This is a genomic window from uncultured Shewanella sp. (assembly GCF_947497935.1).
In the GTDB taxonomy this organism is placed as follows: domain Bacteria; phylum Pseudomonadota; class Gammaproteobacteria; order Enterobacterales; family Shewanellaceae; genus Shewanella.
Window position 1 is genome coordinate 172,315 of the sequence record NZ_CANMIO010000009.1, and the last position, 16,800, is coordinate 189,114.

A 16,800-nucleotide genomic window follows, 5' to 3' on the forward strand; every position below is an offset into this window, starting at 1 on the left:
TTAGTGTGGCTCTTCACACGAGAGCAGAGGCATCTTACACTCCATGGCAACAAGCGTAAATGTATAATTTTATTTGTAATTTTATTACTACAAGAGGTCAAAATGTTACGTAAAGTTTTTTATATCTCAGATGGGACAGCGATCACAGCAGAGGTATTCGGCCATGCAGTGCTTTCCCAGTTTCCACTTGAATTTGATGCACTTACAATTCCATTTGTCGAAACACAAACAAAAGCAGAAGCCGTTAAGGCTCAAATAAATGATTGTTTTATTACAACAGGTGAAAGACCTCTGGTTTTCCACTCCATCGTAAAACCTGAGATCAGAGACATCATCTATAGCAGTGAAGGCTTAGATTATGACTTTTTGAACACTTTTGTCGCGCCATTAGAGAAACAACTAGGCGTTGCTGCTGCACCAGCACTACATCGTACTCACGGAAAAACCAACGAAAGTTATGAAGCGCGTATCGATGCCATTAACTACGCGATGGAAAATGATGACGGTCAAACCATGAAGCATATGGATAAAGCTGACCTTATTTTATTGGGTGTATCTCGTTGCGGTAAGACCCCGTCGAGTCTCTACCTTTCTATGCAGTTTGGTATAAAGGCAGCCAACTATCCTTTTACCGAAGATGATATGGATAACCTTAAGTTGCCTGAAGCACTTAAACGTAATAAGCATAAACTGTTTGGCTTAACGATCGATCCTGAAAGACTACATGAAATTCGCCACAGTCGAATGTCTAACAGTCGTTATTCATCACTTCGTCAATGCCGCGTGGAAGTGAAAGAAGTAGAAATGATGTATAAGAAAGAGCGGATCCCGTATGTGAACACCACCAATCACTCGGTAGAAGAGATCGCCACGAAAATTCTAGAAGAAACCGGATTAAAGCGTCATATGTTCTAAATCCCGATCCCCATTTGATCGATTCAGAATTAAAGGCTTTTATCAAAAAGCCTTTAATTCATATCGAGTAATTTTCAAGATAATGAAAATTAGCCTCAATTTTAAGGCAATTGCCACTGTGCACAGCCAAACTATTAGTTATAATCCGAGGTAATCAGGCGATAGCCCATACGAACGCTCGGTATTTTGAATGACCATTAAAACAGACGAACTCCGCACTTCCCTTTTATGTAAGGTAATTTCACCTGCACAACTCGCTTCTGAATATCCTTTAACGCAAGATGCCGCTGACTATCTAGTTCAGCAACGTCATGAAGTTGAAGCCATTATTAATGGTGAAGATCAACGCTTACTTGTGATTATCGGTCCTTGCTCAATCCACGACACAGAAGCTGCCTTAGACTATGCACAGCGTTTAGCTAAACTTCATCAGCAATATAAAGATGATCTATGCATCGTTATGCGTGTCTACTTTGAAAAGCCTCGTACAACAGTAGGATGGAAAGGACTTATCTCCGATCCTGACTTAGACGGTAGCTTTAGTCCTAATAAAGGTCTACGTAAAGCACGTCACCTACTACAGCAGATCACTGAACTTAAGTTACCTATCGCGACTGAGTTTTTAGATATGGTTAACGGTCAGTATATCGCCGACCTGATCACCTGGGGCGCAATTGGCGCACGTACCACTGAAAGTCAGATCCACCGTGAGATGGCATCAGCGCTTTCATGCCCAGTTGGTTTTAAAAATGGTACCGACGGCAATATCGATATCGCAGTCGATGCCGTACGTGCCGCGCAAGCGCCGCACATCTTCTACTCTCCAGATAAAGATGGCGCTATGGCAGTTTATCGCACTCATGGTAACCCATTTGGCCACATCATTTTACGTGGTGGTAAACAGCCTAACTACCATAGTGACGATATTCAAAAAGCCGCAGCGCAACTTGATAGCGTAGGTGTGACACAGCGTATGGTTATCGATTTTAGCCATGGCAATAGCCGTAAGATGCATAAAGAGCAACTAAATGTAGCCGACTCAATCATGCAACAAATGGCGAATGGCGAAACGGCTATCGCTGGTATTATGGCCGAGAGTTTTATCGAAGAAGGCAATCAAAAAGTCATTGCGGGTGAAGAGCTCACTTACGGTAAGAGCATCACCGACGCATGTATCGATTGGCAAGACTCAATCGCTTTACTCAGCGATCTAGCTAAAGCTTCGCGCGCACGAATGGAATTACTTCAACAGAAGTAAATCGCACTCTAGAGTGAGCTAAAGCTAATTAAAAACGCACCTTTCTCGATGAGTTGGTGCGTTTTGCTTTATTAGTGTAATGATTGCCGCATAGCTTAATGCCACGGATTAATCTTTGAGTTTAAAATATGATCTTGCCAGCGCCCATCTATTTTAAGATATGACTTAGCCAGCCCCTCTTTCTCAAACTCCAACCGTTTAAGTAATGCGCTACAGCGCTCATTGCCAACAATATAATTTGCCATTATTCGATGAAGACCAACAACAGTGAACATGTAACTGATTGCCGCTTCTAAACACTCCAACATATATCCCTTGCCTTCATGCTTCTTTGTATGCCCCCTTCTTAAGCTTGGTATTTAGGGGAGAAACCCTTATCAACTAAATCGTTGCTTTTACTTAAGAAATCCCCTAGAAAGGTCTCTTTAATAGATACATTAGACTTGTTAGCGCTTTTATGTACATTAGAAGAATTCACTATCGATTAGGAAGCGAAACTTAATTCATTCGCTAAAACAGCAACTCAATCACCTCCAGAGAAACGACAAACTGTTATAAAATTACAAAAACGGCTATAATCTCGCCTTTCAAAACGCATAACCATAGGTTGCCGTATGCCGTTAACTCAAACTCCTGCGCAGTTTCCCGAAGATGTCGCGCTTCGAATCGATCAGTCTGAAGCCCGAGTCATTAAAGCCGTGTTCCCCTCTATTACTAATCATCACAACACCCTATTTGGCGGTGAAGCATTAGCCTGGATGGATGAAACAGCTTTTATCGCTGCAACCCGCTTCTGCCGCAAGACTTTAGTCACGGTGAGCTCTGATAGAATCGACTTTAATAAGCCTATTCCAGCAGGAAGCCTAGCCGAAATCATCGCCCGAGTGATCCATGTGGGGAACACATCAGTTAAAGTCGAAGTGAATATATTCGTAGAAGATATGTATCAAGACTTAAGGGAGCATGCTATTCGTGGCGTATTTACCTTTGTGGCGGTAGACGAACAAAGAAAACCCACTGCAGTTTGGCCGCCCCATAGTTAACCCTATTCAAAGCTCGTTAAGTACAGCTGCATAGGGCTATTCTCTATTAGCCCTATGCTAGATCAAGCGTATTCATTTTGTTCTAACCATCGCCTCAATAATCACTGTAATAATCGCAACTAAGCTTTGCCTCCTAGGCTTTAGACTAAAGTCTAAGTTCGTTAATTATTTTAACAAATAGTCACTTTTCCAAGCCAAAGCCATAGAATCCCTTGTCATTTATCTGTTACATTGAATAATCTTCACGCGCAACCAAAACAACCTTATAAAGCCATGAAGCCTGAAAATTTAAATATTATTATCGCCGACGACCATCCGCTATTTAGAAATGCGCTTAGACAAGCTTTATCGTCTGAGTTTATAAATACACAATGGTTTGAAGCAGATAGCGCCGATGCGCTACAAGTCCTACTCGAAAATAACGACATTGAATATGATGTGGTGTTATTAGATCTGCAGATGCCAGGCTCCCATGGCTATTCGACGCTGATCCACCTAAGAACGCATTTTCAAGACTTACCTGTAGTGGTTATCTCAGCCCATGAAGATAGCCTCACTATCAGTCGTGCCATCCACTATGGTAGCTCTGGCTTTATTCCAAAGTCTTCTTCTATGGAGACCTTGGCCGAAGCTCTGGAAGCTGTGTTATTTGGCGACGTTTGGTTACCCCAAGGTGTTGAACTTCAAGAGATCAATGAAGATGATACCAACCAGATGGCCAGCAAACTTGCCGATCTCACCCCACAGCAATATAAAGTCTTGCAGATGTTTGCCGAAGGCCTACTCAATAAACAGATCGCTTATGATCTTGAAGTATCTGAAGCAACCATTAAAGCTCACGCGACAGCTATATTTAGAAAGCTAGGAGTAAGAAACCGTACTCAAGCTGTGATTGCCCTGCAACAGTTAGAGATGGAAAAGGTCGATATCTAACTCCCTCTCCTCCCTAATAAAAGCGCCAGTCATAAAAAATCCGCTAACGAGTTTTCGAAGCGGATTTTTTTGTAAACGCTGTTTTCTTTCTAAGGTTTAAGGCTCACCTACTCGCTTTTGTTAACGGAAGTTTTCCATCACCTTGTAATACATCATCCCCAGCGCTAATGCTTGATTGCCAAACCATTCATTCAGTGGGATCCGGTAATGGGACATCTGTGCAAACAAGTCAAACTCTTGCAACTCTCCCGCTACGGCATTCGCCATAATTTCGCCCATAATATGGGATGTCGCTACGCCATGACCTGAATAACCTTGGCAATAATACACATTTGGCGACACCTTCCCTAGCTGGGGGATACGATTCAGCACAATCCCCGCCATCCCCGTCCAGCCAAACTCAATATCGACACCTTTAAGCTGAGGAAAGGTTCGCTCAATAGCAGGTCTTAACTCTCCAGCGACGTCTTTCGAATCCCGCCCCGAATAATTGGTACCACCGCCAAACATCAAACGATTATCGGCAGTTAAGCGATAATAATCCAGAACGAAACGAGTGTCGTATACGGCAACATCTTTGGGAATTAAACTCATGGCGAGTTCTGGCGATAATTGGGCTGTCGCACAATTGCCTAAAGATGCGGGAAACAGCATTCCTCGTAATTTTTTACGGGCTAACTTGTGGTAGGCATTACCCGCTAAAACGACGCGATTAGCCACTACTTTACCTTTGGCCGTAGTCACCGTAGCTAATGCACCATCATCGATGTCTACAACAGCAGAATGCTCAAAAATTAATGCCCCAAGACTTTCTGCAGCCCTTACCTCCCCAATACAGAGATTAACCGAGTGTAAATGCATATTGCGTTTATTAAGTAGTGCACCGTGGTATAGAGGCGTATCAATATAATCAGCTAATTGCGATTTATTGAGGATAGCTAGCTCACTTTCCATACCTCTCTGGCAGGCTTCGGCATAGGTTTTTTCAAGCTCTTTTAAATGGCTTGTCTTGTAGGCGGTATGAAGATGACCAAACTTTAAGTCACAGGCAATATCATACTTTTTTACTCTTTCTTTAATGATCTCATGTCCACGCCAGCGCATGTTCCAAACATACTGCTCGGCATCACTTCCGATCCGGCTTCTAAGCTGTTTTGTCATCGCCTCATCGCCAGAAAGGCTACCCGTTACCTGGCCGCCATTGCGACCAGTCGCGCCCCAACCGATTTTATTCGCCTCGAGCAAGGCAACTTTATAGCCTTTCTCTGAAAGCTCTAACGCCGTAGCCACCCCAGTAAAACCGCCACCAACGATCACGACATCGACTCGAAGCTCCCCCTCTAACTCTGGATAATGGGTTTCATGATTGATCGTGGCGTTATAATACGAATTGCAGCGTGGCTCTGACATCTTCATTCCTTTTGAGTAATCGGTTACTTCTTGTTTTATATTTTTTACATATTATGCATTTTGTTCAGTATATCCATCTAAGTAAGCAGGTCAAGGCTTGAAAAAAAGCAATATTTAAAATAAAAAATTCATAATCTTTATCAATCCATAGCCACCCAATGATTACGGATTTTTCCACAGCTCTGTTGCGCACAGTCACTTGTCTAGACAGATTTCAACGACTATCTTCAATAGTGAATGTCTTCGCTATCAAACACGCAACTAGGTGTTTTAGAAAGTAAGCCTCGGAGCGTCCAATGGCTTCGACAGCTAAAGCAATAACGATTGAATGACAAAGGAAAGTGATATGAAAAAACTTGGTATCGCACTCATCGCGCTAGCACTAAGTGCTTGCGCCTCTTCCCCTGCAACGTGGAAAGGTATGTCTGAAAGAGACATTGCTGCTTGGAAAGATATTGGCTTTAATGCTGAGCAAGCTCAGGCATGGAAAGGAGCCGGTTTTAATGCTGAGCAATCTAGCGGGTGGGCAAAGGCAGGCTTTGATTTGGAGAATGCCCAGAGCTGGAAAAGCCAATCCTTTAATCCAGAAGAAGCAAAAAGTTGGAAGACTAGTGGCTTCGACGTAGAGACGGCGGTAGAGTCTCGGGATCAAGGTCTCACCCCCGTAAAGGTTGAATAAGTGTACCCATCTCATAAAGGCACATTGGTATACGTGCCTTTATGATTTATATTACTTTGCGTAAATTATTTTTTTCTCACTAAGCTTGAGATTAATGCCCTTAATGCGGCTGGCTTGACCATTTTCGCCATATAGTGGTACCCACGGCGCTGCATGTCGTCTATCAACTCCTTTTGGGTGTTAGCGGTGATCAAAATACCTGGCAGGTGCTCACCATACAGACTTCTAATTCCGTCCATGGCATCGACACCATTTTGATCATTATCCAAATGATAATCAGCAAGGATAATATCGGGGGCAAGTCCTTTTAACCCGAGCTTGATGCGGGCATCAGCCAAATCACTTGCGCATATCACTTCACACTGCCAACGGCTTAATAAACTCTCGAGCCCAGCTAGGATAGCCTCCTCATTATCGATACACAGCACCTTCACTCCCGCTAGGGGCTGTAATAATGAAGGCTCTTTTTTAAGTTTAGGCGCGGTATGCTTTTTACCTATTGGTACACGTATTGAAAACATCGAGCCTTTACCTAGCTCAGAGCTGACATTGATTTCATGACATAGCACTCTACTGATCCTATCAGCAATCGCTAAGCCTAACCCTAAGCCACTCACACTCTTGCTTTCAGGGTTATCCAGCCGTTTAAATTCTTTAAAAATCTCTGACGTTTCACTTTCATCAATACCGCAACCTGTGTCTATAACCTGGATCTCAAGTTCATCACCACGGCGTCGACAACCTAACAGGACTCGATTGCCCTTAGCGTACCGATAGGCATTGGTCAGGAAGTTTTGCAATACACGTCGTAGAAGGCTGGGATCTGAATTGATGGTTACCGAGCTTGCTACGCAGCTAAACTTGATTAAACAGTCCTTAGACATGGCATCAAACTCGACCGCTAAGCCATCGATTAAATCAGCAATAGCAAAATCACGTCGATTAACTTCTACCATATCGGAATCGAGCTTGGAGATATCCAATAAATCAGTAAGTAACTCTCCCGCGATTTTCAGTGAGCTGTTTACATGATTGAGGGTGGTTTTTCCCTCTTGGTCGAGATTTGGATATTGCGATAAAGAAGCGGTAAACAACCGTGCCGCATTTAACGGCTGCATTAAATCATGACCCACTGCAGCCAAGAAGCGGCTTTTTGAAGCATTGGCCATTTCTTCTTGGGCCTTAGCCTCAAGCAATTTGCTATTGAGCATAGATAACTCATAAGTTCGCTCTTTAACTCTGGCCTCGAGTGTTTCGTTAGCTTGCTGCAGCGCCTTCGCTTGAAGGCGATACTGGGTAATATCGGTAAAGGTCATCACAAAGCCACCACTGGGCATTGGGTTTCCTTGAATTTTAATCACTTTGCCATCTTTTCGTTGCCGCTCGGAAACGTGTGGCGTGCCATTGCGCATATGTTGTACTCGCTTTTCAACTTGCGCCTCTATGTCTCCCACACCACAGAAACCTCGAGCAGCATTAAAGCGCACGACGTCACTAATAGGCATCCCAGCTTGGAGAAAATGCTCCGGGTAATTATATAGCTCAGCGTACTTATAGTTCCAAGCCACTAAATTTAAATCTTTATCGACAACACTCATCCCTTCATAGGCATGCTCAATCGCCCCTCTGAGCATATCTTGGCTTAAGATAATCTTTGATGATGCTTCATCGACTAAGCTAAACACTTCATCTAGGGCTAAATCACGCCCTTGAAGCACAGAATCAAGTACTAAAGAGGCGCTAGAAGCCCCTAGTACCCCAGCTAACATATGCTCAGTATGTGCGATTAACTCTGGTGGCGCAGCCTTATGCCAACTGTCACTTTTGACCGCATCTTCTGAAAAAGTCGAAAAACTCTCATAGGCACGTGTAGGACTAACAAAGCGACTGGCTAAAATAAGTAAATCTTGCTGTGAAACTGGGGTACTCTTACGATTAATATCCTTCTTAAGTTGCCCGGGAGTCACAAACGCACTCGCCTGCATTCGCTCTGCCACTCCAGCTCTAAACCAGATAGAGCCCAACATATAGCAGGCACAGTTAGCTAATAAGGCGATGAGAATATCGCGCACATTAGGTGTAATCGATTCAAGCAATACAAACTCAGAAGACACTATCGTCGGTGAGTCCACCACACCTTGTAATAAGATATAGCACCAACAACTAAAACCAACTGCAAGCCCTAAAAATACACCACTGCGATTACCGTGCTTCCAATACATGCCACCGATAAGCGCTGGAGCCAGCTGAGCAAAAGCACCAAAAGAAAGCATCCCCAGTGATGAAAGCGAATCATTGTCCATAAATGACAGGTAGCTAAAGTAACCTAGACCAAGGATCAGAACGATCGCCAAGCGCCTAGCATTGAGTAGCAGTTGAGAAAACTGGCTAAAATTTTTCTCTTTTATCTGACCTGTACGCAGCATCAACGGCACTAGCCACTCATTACTCACCATCACACTTATAGTTACTACTGCAACAATCACCATGCCTGTTGCGGCAGAAAGCGTACCTAAAAGTGCTACGACCGCAAGCCAGGGTTGATTAAGGGCTAAAGGCAGGTTTATCACATAAGTATCGGCGGCGACGGCGTCCCCTAGTAAAAGTTGCCCAGCTAATGCTAACGGCGCAACAAACAAACCAAATAACAACAGATAGAGTGGAAACAACCAGCGTGCTTTGAGCATAGTGCGCTCACTCTCACACTCCACCATCATTACGTGAAATTGGCGAGGCATACACAGAAAAGCCGCCATCCCCACCAATAACTCAGGCATAAGCGACTCTAATCGAATATTAGGCTCATTTATCAAGTCTCGAGCAGTGGCTTGCTGCCAGATATCGCCAAAACCATCAAACACACCGAAACTAATCACAATACCCACCAACAAAAACGCCCCAAGTTTCACCAGAGATTCAAAAGCGATCGCCAACATCATGCCGGGGTTATGTTCGGTCGCGTCAAGCTTTCGAGTGCCAAAGAGGATGGCAAAAATTGCCAAGAGTGCAGTGATTATCAGTGATACTTTAGCCCCATCGAATAGCGCTCCATCGGGCTGAAAAAGATTAAGACTAAACACCATAGCTTTAAGCTGTAATGCGATATAAGGCATTATTCCAAATAGGGCAATGAAGGTGACGATGGCGGCGAGAAGCTGTGACTTGCCATAGCGTGCAGCAATAAAATCTGCAACAGAGGTGATGTTCTGCGCCTTAGAGACGATCACCATCTTACGTAATAAGCTAAAACCAAAAGTAAAAATAAGGATTGGGCCAATAAAGATTGGCAAAAATGACCATAGATCCTGAGCGGATTGCCCAACGGTTCCGAGAAAACTCCATGATGAACAGTAAACTGCGAGACTTAAACCATAAACCCAAGTTTGAATTCGTTTAGTGATGCCGCCAAACCAGCGCTCCGCGCCCCAAGCAATAAGAAACAGCAGTAACACATAAACAATGGCAATGGTGCCAACTAAGACGGTCAAGTTCATAGGCTTCTCTTTTTTTAATTCTATTTTGCGGTAAAAAACGAATGAAATCCAGCCGAATTAAAATTACAACCTTCTAAAAAATAAGGATATTTATTTACTAGACCAAGGTCTAATAGAGAAATAGTCCTCTCCCAATCCATACTCAGCTTACGCATTATTAGATAAGGGAAGCCCAATGAGCACGCAGTCTCTCTATAAAGTACCAAGTGAAATCGCTGCAAACGCACTTGTAAACGATGAACAATATAAAAAAATGTATCAGGAGTCGATTGTAAATCCTGAAGGTTTCTGGAGAGAACACGGTAACCGTATCGACTGGATCAAACCTTTTACTAAGGTAAAGAAAACCTCATTCGATGACCACAACCTTTTCATCAAGTGGTTCTATGACGGCACGCTCAACGCATCCGCCAACTGTTTAGACAGGCACCTTGAAAACAATGCCGATAAATTAGCGATTATCTGGGAAGGTGATGATGCTAAAGATCAACGCACTCTGACCTACGGCCAGCTTCATGCCGAAGTTTGTAAATTTGCTAATGCACTTCGTAGCCAAGGCGTACGTCGAGGCGATGTCGTAACGGTTTATATGCCTATGGTGCCAGAAGCTGCAGTCGCAATGCTTGCTTGTGCCCGCATTGGTGCAATTCATTCTGTCGTGTTTGGTGGGTTCTCACCTGACTCTATCGCTTCTCGCGTTATCGATGGCAACTCAAAAGTGGTTATCACAGCCGATGAAGGTGTTCGAGCTGGTCGAATAATTCCTCTAAAAGCCAATATTGATGAAGCCCTTTCTCACCCCGATGTCGATTGCATCGAAAAAGTGATTGTGATGAAGCGCACTGGCGGCGATATTAATTGGGTGGAAGGTCGTGATATCTGGTGGGAGTCCTTAATGGAAACCGCATCAGAGCATTGCGTTCCTGAAGAGATGGGCGCTGAAGATCCGCTATTCCTGCTCTATACATCGGGCTCGACCGGTAATCCTAAAGGCGTGCTTCATACCACAGGGGGTTACATGGTTTATGCCGCCATGACCCACGAATATGTATTCGACTATAAAGAGAATGAAGTCTACTGGTGTACTGCTGATGTAGGCTGGATCACAGGCCACTCTTATATGGTCTACGGACCACTGGCTAATGGTGCAACGGTACTTATCCATGAAGGTGTACCTAATTACCCGAGCCCTGCCCGTCTAGGCGAGATGATTGATCGCCATAAGGTTAATATTCTTTATACCGCTCCAACGCTTATCCGCGCACTTATGGCTGAAGGTAAAGAGCAATTCGAAGGGTTTGACGGCAGTTCACTACGTATCATGGGCTCTGTAGGTGAGCCGATTAACCCAGAAGCTTGGCGCTGGTACAACGATGTTATTGGCCATGAGAAATGCCCTATTGTCGATACTTGGTGGCAGACTGAAACTGGCGGCATCTTGATTAGCCCACTTCCTGGTGCCACAGATACTAAACCTGGTTCTGCGACTCGCCCATTCTTTGGTGTACAACCGGCTCTTGTCGATAATATGGGTAACATCGTTGAAGGCGCTAACGAAGGTAACTTAGTTATCTTAGATTCTTGGCCTGGACAGATGCGAACTGTATTTGGCGATCACGATAGATTTGTACTCACCTACTTTAAGACCTTTAGAGGCATGTACTTTACCGGTGATGGTGCTAAGCGTGATGAAGATGGTTACTACTGGATCACTGGTCGTGTGGATGACGTGATTAATGTATCGGGTCACCGCTTAGGAACCGCTGAAGTTGAAAGTGCACTGGTTGCTCATGAGCTCGTAGCCGAGGCCGCTGTTGTAGGTTACCCCCATGACATTAAGGGCCAAGGTATTTACGCCTATGTCACCCTGACTAAAGGGTCGGTAGAAACCGAAGAGCTTCGTCAAGAACTCAGGCAGTGGGTACGTAAAGAGATTGGCGCACTGGCTACTCCAGATCTTATCCAATGGGCTGGCGGCCTACCTAAGACGCGTTCAGGTAAAATCATGCGTCGTTTCTTACGTAAGATTGCGGCTAATGAAGTGACTAACTTAGGCGACTCATCTACTCTCGCAGATCCTGCGGTAATTGATACCTTGATTGAGACGCGTCTTAACCGCACTGAATAATCCAGTGATACCTAGTAAAATTTCTATTGTTTGACCTCCCCTAGCCCCTCAATAAGGGGCTTTTTTTTGTCCTATTTTCTCTTGGAATGAGGCAAAAACCCGATTTACCCATAATTTACTTATCGTATAGAAACAAATATGGGATCATCTCAAACATATACACGTATTCAATTAGGTTCGTTTAGTGCAACTGAGAGATTATCAGCAGCAATCTGTTGACGCCGCCATCAGCCATTTCAAATCAAGTCCTGACTCAGCCGTTCTAGTACTGCCAACCGGAGCGGGTAAAAGTATTGTTATTGCCGAACTAGCTCGAATCGCCAAGGGGCGTGTACTCATTCTCACGCACGTTAAAGAGCTAGTGGCTCAAAATGCCGAAAAAGTTGGCTTATTGACCACGAAAGCAGAGATCTATTCGGCGGGGTTAAACCAAAAGTCAACCGATGGTAAAACTGTGGTCGCCAGTATCCAATCCGCGGTAAAGCAACCAACTCAATTTGATGAGCCATACAGCTTAGTGATTATCGATGAATGTCATCGTGTTAGCCCTGATAAAGACAGCCAATATCAGCAGTTACTCACTCATTTAAAGTCTAAGAATGACCGCATTAGGTTACTTGGTTTAACCGCTACTCCCTATCGACTCGATTTAGGCTGGATATATCGCCACCACTATCACGGCAAGATTGGCAATACTGAAAAACCGGTGTTTGAAAAGTGCATATTCGAATTGCCTATGCGCCCACTCATAAAGCAAGGCTTCTTAAGCCAACCTAAGATGTTTGACGGCCTCAGCGCACAATATGATTTTAGTGAGCTCACGGCCTCTGCAACTGGCGAATACAATGAAAAAGATGTTAACTCCATTCTTAATCATTGTGGCCGAGCAACAACTGCGATCGTTAAACAATTAATCGCACTAGGAGCACACCGTGAGGGTATTATTATTTTCGCGGCAACGGTCAAGCACGCAGAGGAGATTGTTAGCAAGCTTGAAGGTGAAGCAGTTGCATTGATCACCGCCAAGACATCACGAGAAGATAGGGACTCGTTAATCGATGCATTCAAAGCAAAACAGATCAAGTACCTCGTTAATGTTGCTGTTTTAACAACAGGCTTTGATGCCCCCCATGTAGATCTTATCGCTATTTTGCGCCCTACCGCTTCTGTGAGCCTTTTTCAGCAGATGGTTGGCCGAGGGCTAAGAATAGATAAAAACAAGGCTGAATGCCTTGTCATTGATTATGCCGCTAACGGCTATGACTTGTTTTACCCTGAAGTCGGTCAACCTAAACCCAATAGCAAATGCAAACCTGTGCAGGTACATTGTCCGGTATGCGATTTTGCTAATATCTTTTGGGGTTTAACCGATAATGATGGCGATATTATCGAACATTTTGGTCGCAGATGTCAGGCGCTCATAGAAACAGAGGGACGTAAACAGCAATGCGATTTCCGTTTCCGATCTAAGTCTTGCCCAAACTGCGGGGAAGAGAATGATATTGCAGCTAAAGTCTGCCAGCATTGCCAATCTGTTTTAGTCGATCCCGATAAGCGTCTAAAAGAAGTGCTGCAGCAAAAACACCACCACCTGTTTAAGTGTCAAAGTATGTTGCTTGAACCAGAAGCGGATCGTTTAGTCGTGCGCTATATCGATCTTGATGGTAATGACTTCTGCCGTTATTTCAAGATGCAAACCCCGGCGCAGATCCGAGCTGTGTTTGCATTATTCATTTTTCCTCACTGTCGCACTCCAGGTATAAAACATAAGAAATACCAAACACCTCAGCAACTTTGTGACGACGTATCTCTCTTTAGGAAGCCTGATTTACTATTACTAAAAAAAGGCAAGAAAGGCTGGGAGCTAATGGAAGCAATATTTGATTATAAAGGACGATATCAAACCGAAAAATCACATCTTGAGTAAAAATCAGTAAATCGATTAACATGAATTCAAATATCGATTAGAACTATTGCAATCGCTATGATATAAAGTGTTCAAGCTAAAACTGAGGAAGCTATCATGTTTGTTGTAATTTTCGGTCGTCCAGGTTGTCCTTATTGTGTTCGTGCAGTACAAGTTGCCGAGCAACTCACAGAAAAGCGCGATGACTTTAAATTTAAGTACGTAGACATTCACGCTGAAGGGATCAGTAAAGCTGATCTAGAAAAAACAGTAGGCAAGCCAGTTGAAACTGTGCCACAAATCTTTGTTGATCAAGATCATATTGGTGGCTGCACTGAGTTTGAACAATATGTAAGAGATAACGAGTTAATGCCTGCTGCATAAGTAAAATGCTCAGTTCATTATAAAAAAAGGAGGCCAAGGCCTCCTTTTTATTTGCGTTAGATTAACTAAAGCACGTACTTCATTGAAAATATCACTCGATTTAACTCACCATCCATACCGTTCTCTTTGGTGTTCTTTGCATACATATACTCTAAGCCTACCGTTAACGGCTTAACAGGCGAGTAAAGTAAGTTAATGTAGCCAGAGTAAGAATCTTTATTCACATTATTACCAATCAGGTCAATGTTGTTCTCAGCCTTGAAGCCAGAACCTGTTATGCTAGTTCTCCATTTATCGTTCCACCAGTGACGATATGAGATATAGCCACCGTATGACTCAATTGTTTCAATATCACCACTTGCATTCAATACACCGGCATTCGCATAGTTAAGTGCCATATATCGCCCTAAACCTTCACCATAGGTCGCAGACATCTTAATATCATCTTGACCCACTGGAATGACACCAGTAAAGCTCACACCATAACCAAACTCTGTTGAATCGATTGGGTTAGCCGTATCTTTATCCTTTTCAACATTTAGCTGACGTGCGATACCTGCAAACGTGAAGGCCATGCCGCCTTCAGTCTTCATGTTATAGCGCGCAACGAAATCAGGCACCATACCACTACCACTTGTAATACGACTGCCCGATATATCTCGATAGCCATTCAATGTCGTTTCTGGATTCTCTGCTGAGAACTGGAAGCCACCATTGGTGTAGCGCACCATGGTTTGACGCACAAATGGCGTGCCTTCAGCCGCACCGACAAAATCTAAGTTCTCAGGTAATGCGCCAGGATTTTGGAAAGTAGTCCACATTTGACCTGCAGCCCAATTATCAAAACTGACGAATGCTTGTCGAATTCGTGGCGAGTAACTATTTGATACGCGCTCATTACCGTCGGTATGAGTCATAAAATCCAGTTCAATAAAACCTGTAAGCTTATGACCATCTAAATCTGTGGAAGTTTTGAAGTTAAAGCGCGACTCTCTTGCCTGAAAGTCAACAACCTGCTTACCGTTGCTTGGATCACCATAGATGGTGCCTGGTACGTAAAACTGCCTAGATAAACTACCTGAACCTGGTGCGCCATTACTGTAATCACTGAACATCACATCAGCTTTTACATAACCACCAAATTTAAATTCAGTATCAGCTTGGACACCAAAGCTTATTGCCGCAATCGTTGCTGCACCAATTAGCGTTAACTTTGCTTGTTTCATTCCCTTTCTCCCTGATATTTTTATTATCCATACAAAATATGACCGAAGTAACAATTCGACAACATTAGCAATAGGTCTATCAGACCAACGTAGTACATCGAATACTAATAAATCATATATGCATTTAACGAGTAGAATATTAGTAAAGAAAAATGCAAAGTGTTAATTTTGTTTCGATTTTTCGATTGTGACTATCAGAAAACCGAACTCTTACTCGTACAAATAAAACCAGACACACACACAACAAAGCCTTTAAATACAATAAACTACAAAAACAAGCAATTCCAAAGTTCCTTTTGACACGGTTCTGAAACCTTAATGTCATACTAAAAAATATTTAAAATCATTTTCTTAAAATCTCCTAATAACTAGACAGTTTCTTTCCAAAATAAGCTTCTCCTCTTAAATCAAATACCCATGAGTTAATTAGATTTCAAACTAATCCACGGCGATGAATATCCCTATTCACAACCTTAAGAAGGTTCAATAATTACTATCCATAATTAACTAAACTATTTTGCAATGCTCCAAAATGATAAATGGCTTTAACCCAAAAACTGCAGGACTCTGACAATAGCAATCGAGATAATAAAGGTTGTAAACTTAAAATGGCTTGAGATATTTGAAAAGGCTATCTCAGGGAGTGAATAGGAAATACTGAGTAATGAGGGATTCGAACCTTCGACCAATGTGGTCGTTAAGAGTAAAGCCAACTGCGTTCTTATAAAAAAGCATCGACTGAGCTTAATCGCCAATTCTGATTTGCCAGATAATTATCAATTTTTTAAGGGAGTGTGACAAGGAATGAACAAGAAGTGGTGGGTCGTGAAGGATTCGAACCTTCGACCAATGTGGTCGTTAAGAGTAAAGCCAACTGCGTGCTTATAAAAAAGCATCGACTGAGCTTAATCGCCAATTCTGATTTGCCAGATAATTATCAATTTTTTAAGGGAGTGCGACAAGGAATGAACAAGAAGTGGTGGGTCGTGAAGGATTCGAACCTTCGACCAATTGGTTAAAAGCCAACTGCTCTACCGACTGAGCTAACGACCCATCTAGTATTGCCTCTACTTGTTTATCCACTGGCAGAAAAGTGGTGGGTCGTGAAGGATTCGAACCTTCGACCAATTGGTTAAAAGCCAACTGCTCTACCGACTGAGCTAACGACCCATCTAGTATTGCTTCTACTTGTTTAGCCACTGGTAGAAAAGTGGTGGGTCGTGAAGGATTCGAACCTTCGACCAATTGGTTAAAAGCCAACTGCTCTACCGACTGAGCTAACGACCCATCTAGTATTGCTTCTACTTGTTTAGCCACTGGCAGAAAAGTGGTGGGTCGTGAAGGATTCGAACCTTCGACCAATTGGTTAAAAGCCAACTGCTCTACCGACTGAGCTAACGACCCATCTAGTATTGCTTCTACTT

Annotated in this window: 12 protein-coding genes and 4 tRNA genes; 8 read left to right on the forward strand and 8 right to left on the reverse strand. The window is 43.3% G+C overall.

From position 1 onward, the window contains the following. The first annotated feature begins 102 nt into the window (after positions 1-102). A complete protein-coding gene (locus Q1A86_RS12590) occupies positions 103-915 on the forward strand; it encodes a pyruvate, water dikinase regulatory protein (RefSeq protein WP_299807033.1) in 813 nt (270 codons plus the stop codon). Between the two features lie 190 nt (positions 916-1,105). Continuing rightward, positions 1,106-2,173: a 3-deoxy-7-phosphoheptulonate synthase gene (locus Q1A86_RS12595; protein ID WP_299807035.1), complete on the forward strand. Its 1,068-nt coding sequence runs from the start codon at positions 1,106-1,108 to the stop codon at positions 2,171-2,173. Positions 2,174-2,268: 95 nt separating this feature from the next. On the opposite strand, the gene Q1A86_RS12600 is transcribed toward Q1A86_RS12595, so the two are convergent. Further along, positions 2,269-2,532, reverse strand: a complete 264-nt coding sequence (locus tag Q1A86_RS12600; RefSeq protein WP_299807073.1) for a GNAT family N-acetyltransferase — start codon at positions 2,530-2,532, stop codon at positions 2,269-2,271. A gap of 255 nt (positions 2,533-2,787) precedes the next feature. Here Q1A86_RS12600 and Q1A86_RS12605 point away from each other — a divergent pair, with 255 nt between their 5' ends. After that, on the forward strand, positions 2,788-3,216 hold the full coding sequence (locus tag Q1A86_RS12605; protein ID WP_299807037.1) for an acyl-CoA thioesterase: 429 nt from the start codon (positions 2,788-2,790) through the stop codon (positions 3,214-3,216). Between the two features lie 273 nt (positions 3,217-3,489). Next, on the forward strand, positions 3,490-4,149 hold the full coding sequence (locus Q1A86_RS12610; RefSeq protein WP_299807039.1) for a response regulator transcription factor: 660 nt from the start codon (positions 3,490-3,492) through the stop codon (positions 4,147-4,149). 120 nt (positions 4,150-4,269) lie between these two features. Here Q1A86_RS12610 and Q1A86_RS12615 read toward each other — a convergent pair whose 3' ends face one another. Continuing rightward, entirely contained in the window at positions 4,270-5,559 is a 1,290-nt protein-coding gene (locus tag Q1A86_RS12615; RefSeq protein ID WP_299807041.1) for an FAD-binding oxidoreductase, read from the reverse strand. A 346-nt stretch (positions 5,560-5,905) separates the two neighbouring features. Between Q1A86_RS12615 and Q1A86_RS12620 the strand changes: the two genes are divergently transcribed. Beyond that, on the forward strand, positions 5,906-6,238 hold the full coding sequence (locus Q1A86_RS12620) for a hypothetical protein (protein ID WP_299807043.1): 333 nt from the start codon (positions 5,906-5,908) through the stop codon (positions 6,236-6,238). A gap of 65 nt (positions 6,239-6,303) precedes the next feature. On the opposite strand, the gene Q1A86_RS12625 is transcribed toward Q1A86_RS12620, so the two are convergent. Then, positions 6,304-9,732 (reverse strand): PAS domain-containing hybrid sensor histidine kinase/response regulator, encoded by a 3,429-nt coding sequence (locus tag Q1A86_RS12625; protein ID WP_299807045.1) that lies wholly within the window; start codon positions 9,730-9,732, stop codon positions 6,304-6,306. 175 nt (positions 9,733-9,907) lie between these two features. Here Q1A86_RS12625 and acs point away from each other — a divergent pair, with 175 nt between their 5' ends. The 3 genes from acs to Q1A86_RS12640 all read left to right on the forward strand — a co-directional run bounded on the left by acs (position 9,908) and on the right by Q1A86_RS12640 (position 14,150). Continuing rightward, a complete protein-coding gene (acs, locus tag Q1A86_RS12630; protein WP_299807047.1) occupies positions 9,908-11,860 on the forward strand; it encodes an acetate--CoA ligase in 1,953 nt (650 codons plus the stop codon). A gap of 184 nt (positions 11,861-12,044) precedes the next feature. Continuing rightward, a complete protein-coding gene (locus tag Q1A86_RS12635) occupies positions 12,045-13,787 on the forward strand; it encodes a DEAD/DEAH box helicase (RefSeq protein WP_299807049.1) in 1,743 nt (580 codons plus the stop codon). Positions 13,788-13,883: 96 nt separating this feature from the next. After that, positions 13,884-14,150, forward strand: coding sequence for a GrxA family glutaredoxin (locus tag Q1A86_RS12640; RefSeq protein ID WP_299807051.1), 267 nt, complete (start codon positions 13,884-13,886; stop codon positions 14,148-14,150). 65 nt (positions 14,151-14,215) lie between these two features. Here the strand turns inward: Q1A86_RS12640 and Q1A86_RS12645 are convergent, their stop codons facing one another. The 5 genes from Q1A86_RS12645 to Q1A86_RS12665 form a co-directional block, all read right to left on the reverse strand. Next, positions 14,216-15,376: a DcaP family trimeric outer membrane transporter gene (locus Q1A86_RS12645; protein WP_299807053.1), complete on the reverse strand. Its 1,161-nt coding sequence runs from the start codon at positions 15,374-15,376 to the stop codon at positions 14,216-14,218. Positions 15,377-16,353: 977 nt separating this feature from the next. Beyond that, a tRNA-Lys gene (locus Q1A86_RS12650) sits at positions 16,354-16,429 on the reverse strand. Positions 16,430-16,470: 41 nt separating this feature from the next. Beyond that, positions 16,471-16,546 (reverse strand) — tRNA-Lys (locus Q1A86_RS12655). A 41-nt stretch (positions 16,547-16,587) separates the two neighbouring features. After that, positions 16,588-16,663: transfer RNA gene (locus tag Q1A86_RS12660), tRNA-Lys, on the reverse strand. A gap of 41 nt (positions 16,664-16,704) precedes the next feature. Beyond that, a tRNA-Lys gene (locus Q1A86_RS12665) sits at positions 16,705-16,780 on the reverse strand. Positions 16,781-16,800: the final 20 nt, after the last annotated feature.

Coding starts and splice junctions, on each gene's coding strand:
- Q1A86_RS12610 (WP_299807039.1), top strand. CDS start 3,490: ATGAAGCCTGAAAATTTAAATATTATTATCGCCGACGACCATCCGCTA.
- Q1A86_RS12605 (WP_299807037.1), top strand. CDS start 2,788: ATGCCGTTAACTCAAACTCCTGCGCAGTTTCCCGAAGATGTCGCGCTT.
- Q1A86_RS12595 (WP_299807035.1), top strand. CDS start 1,106: ATGACCATTAAAACAGACGAACTCCGCACTTCCCTTTTATGTAAGGTA.
- Q1A86_RS12625 (WP_299807045.1), bottom strand. CDS start 9,732: ATGAACTTGACCGTCTTAGTTGGCACCATTGCCATTGTTTATGTGTTA.
- Q1A86_RS12620 (WP_299807043.1), top strand. CDS start 5,906: ATGAAAAAACTTGGTATCGCACTCATCGCGCTAGCACTAAGTGCTTGC.
- Q1A86_RS12645 (WP_299807053.1), bottom strand. CDS start 15,376: ATGAAACAAGCAAAGTTAACGCTAATTGGTGCAGCAACGATTGCGGCA.
- acs (WP_299807047.1), top strand. CDS start 9,908: ATGAGCACGCAGTCTCTCTATAAAGTACCAAGTGAAATCGCTGCAAAC.
- Q1A86_RS12590 (WP_299807033.1), top strand. CDS start 103: ATGTTACGTAAAGTTTTTTATATCTCAGATGGGACAGCGATCACAGCA.
- Q1A86_RS12640 (WP_299807051.1), top strand. CDS start 13,884: ATGTTTGTTGTAATTTTCGGTCGTCCAGGTTGTCCTTATTGTGTTCGT.
- Q1A86_RS12615 (WP_299807041.1), bottom strand. CDS start 5,559: ATGTCAGAGCCACGCTGCAATTCGTATTATAACGCCACGATCAATCAT.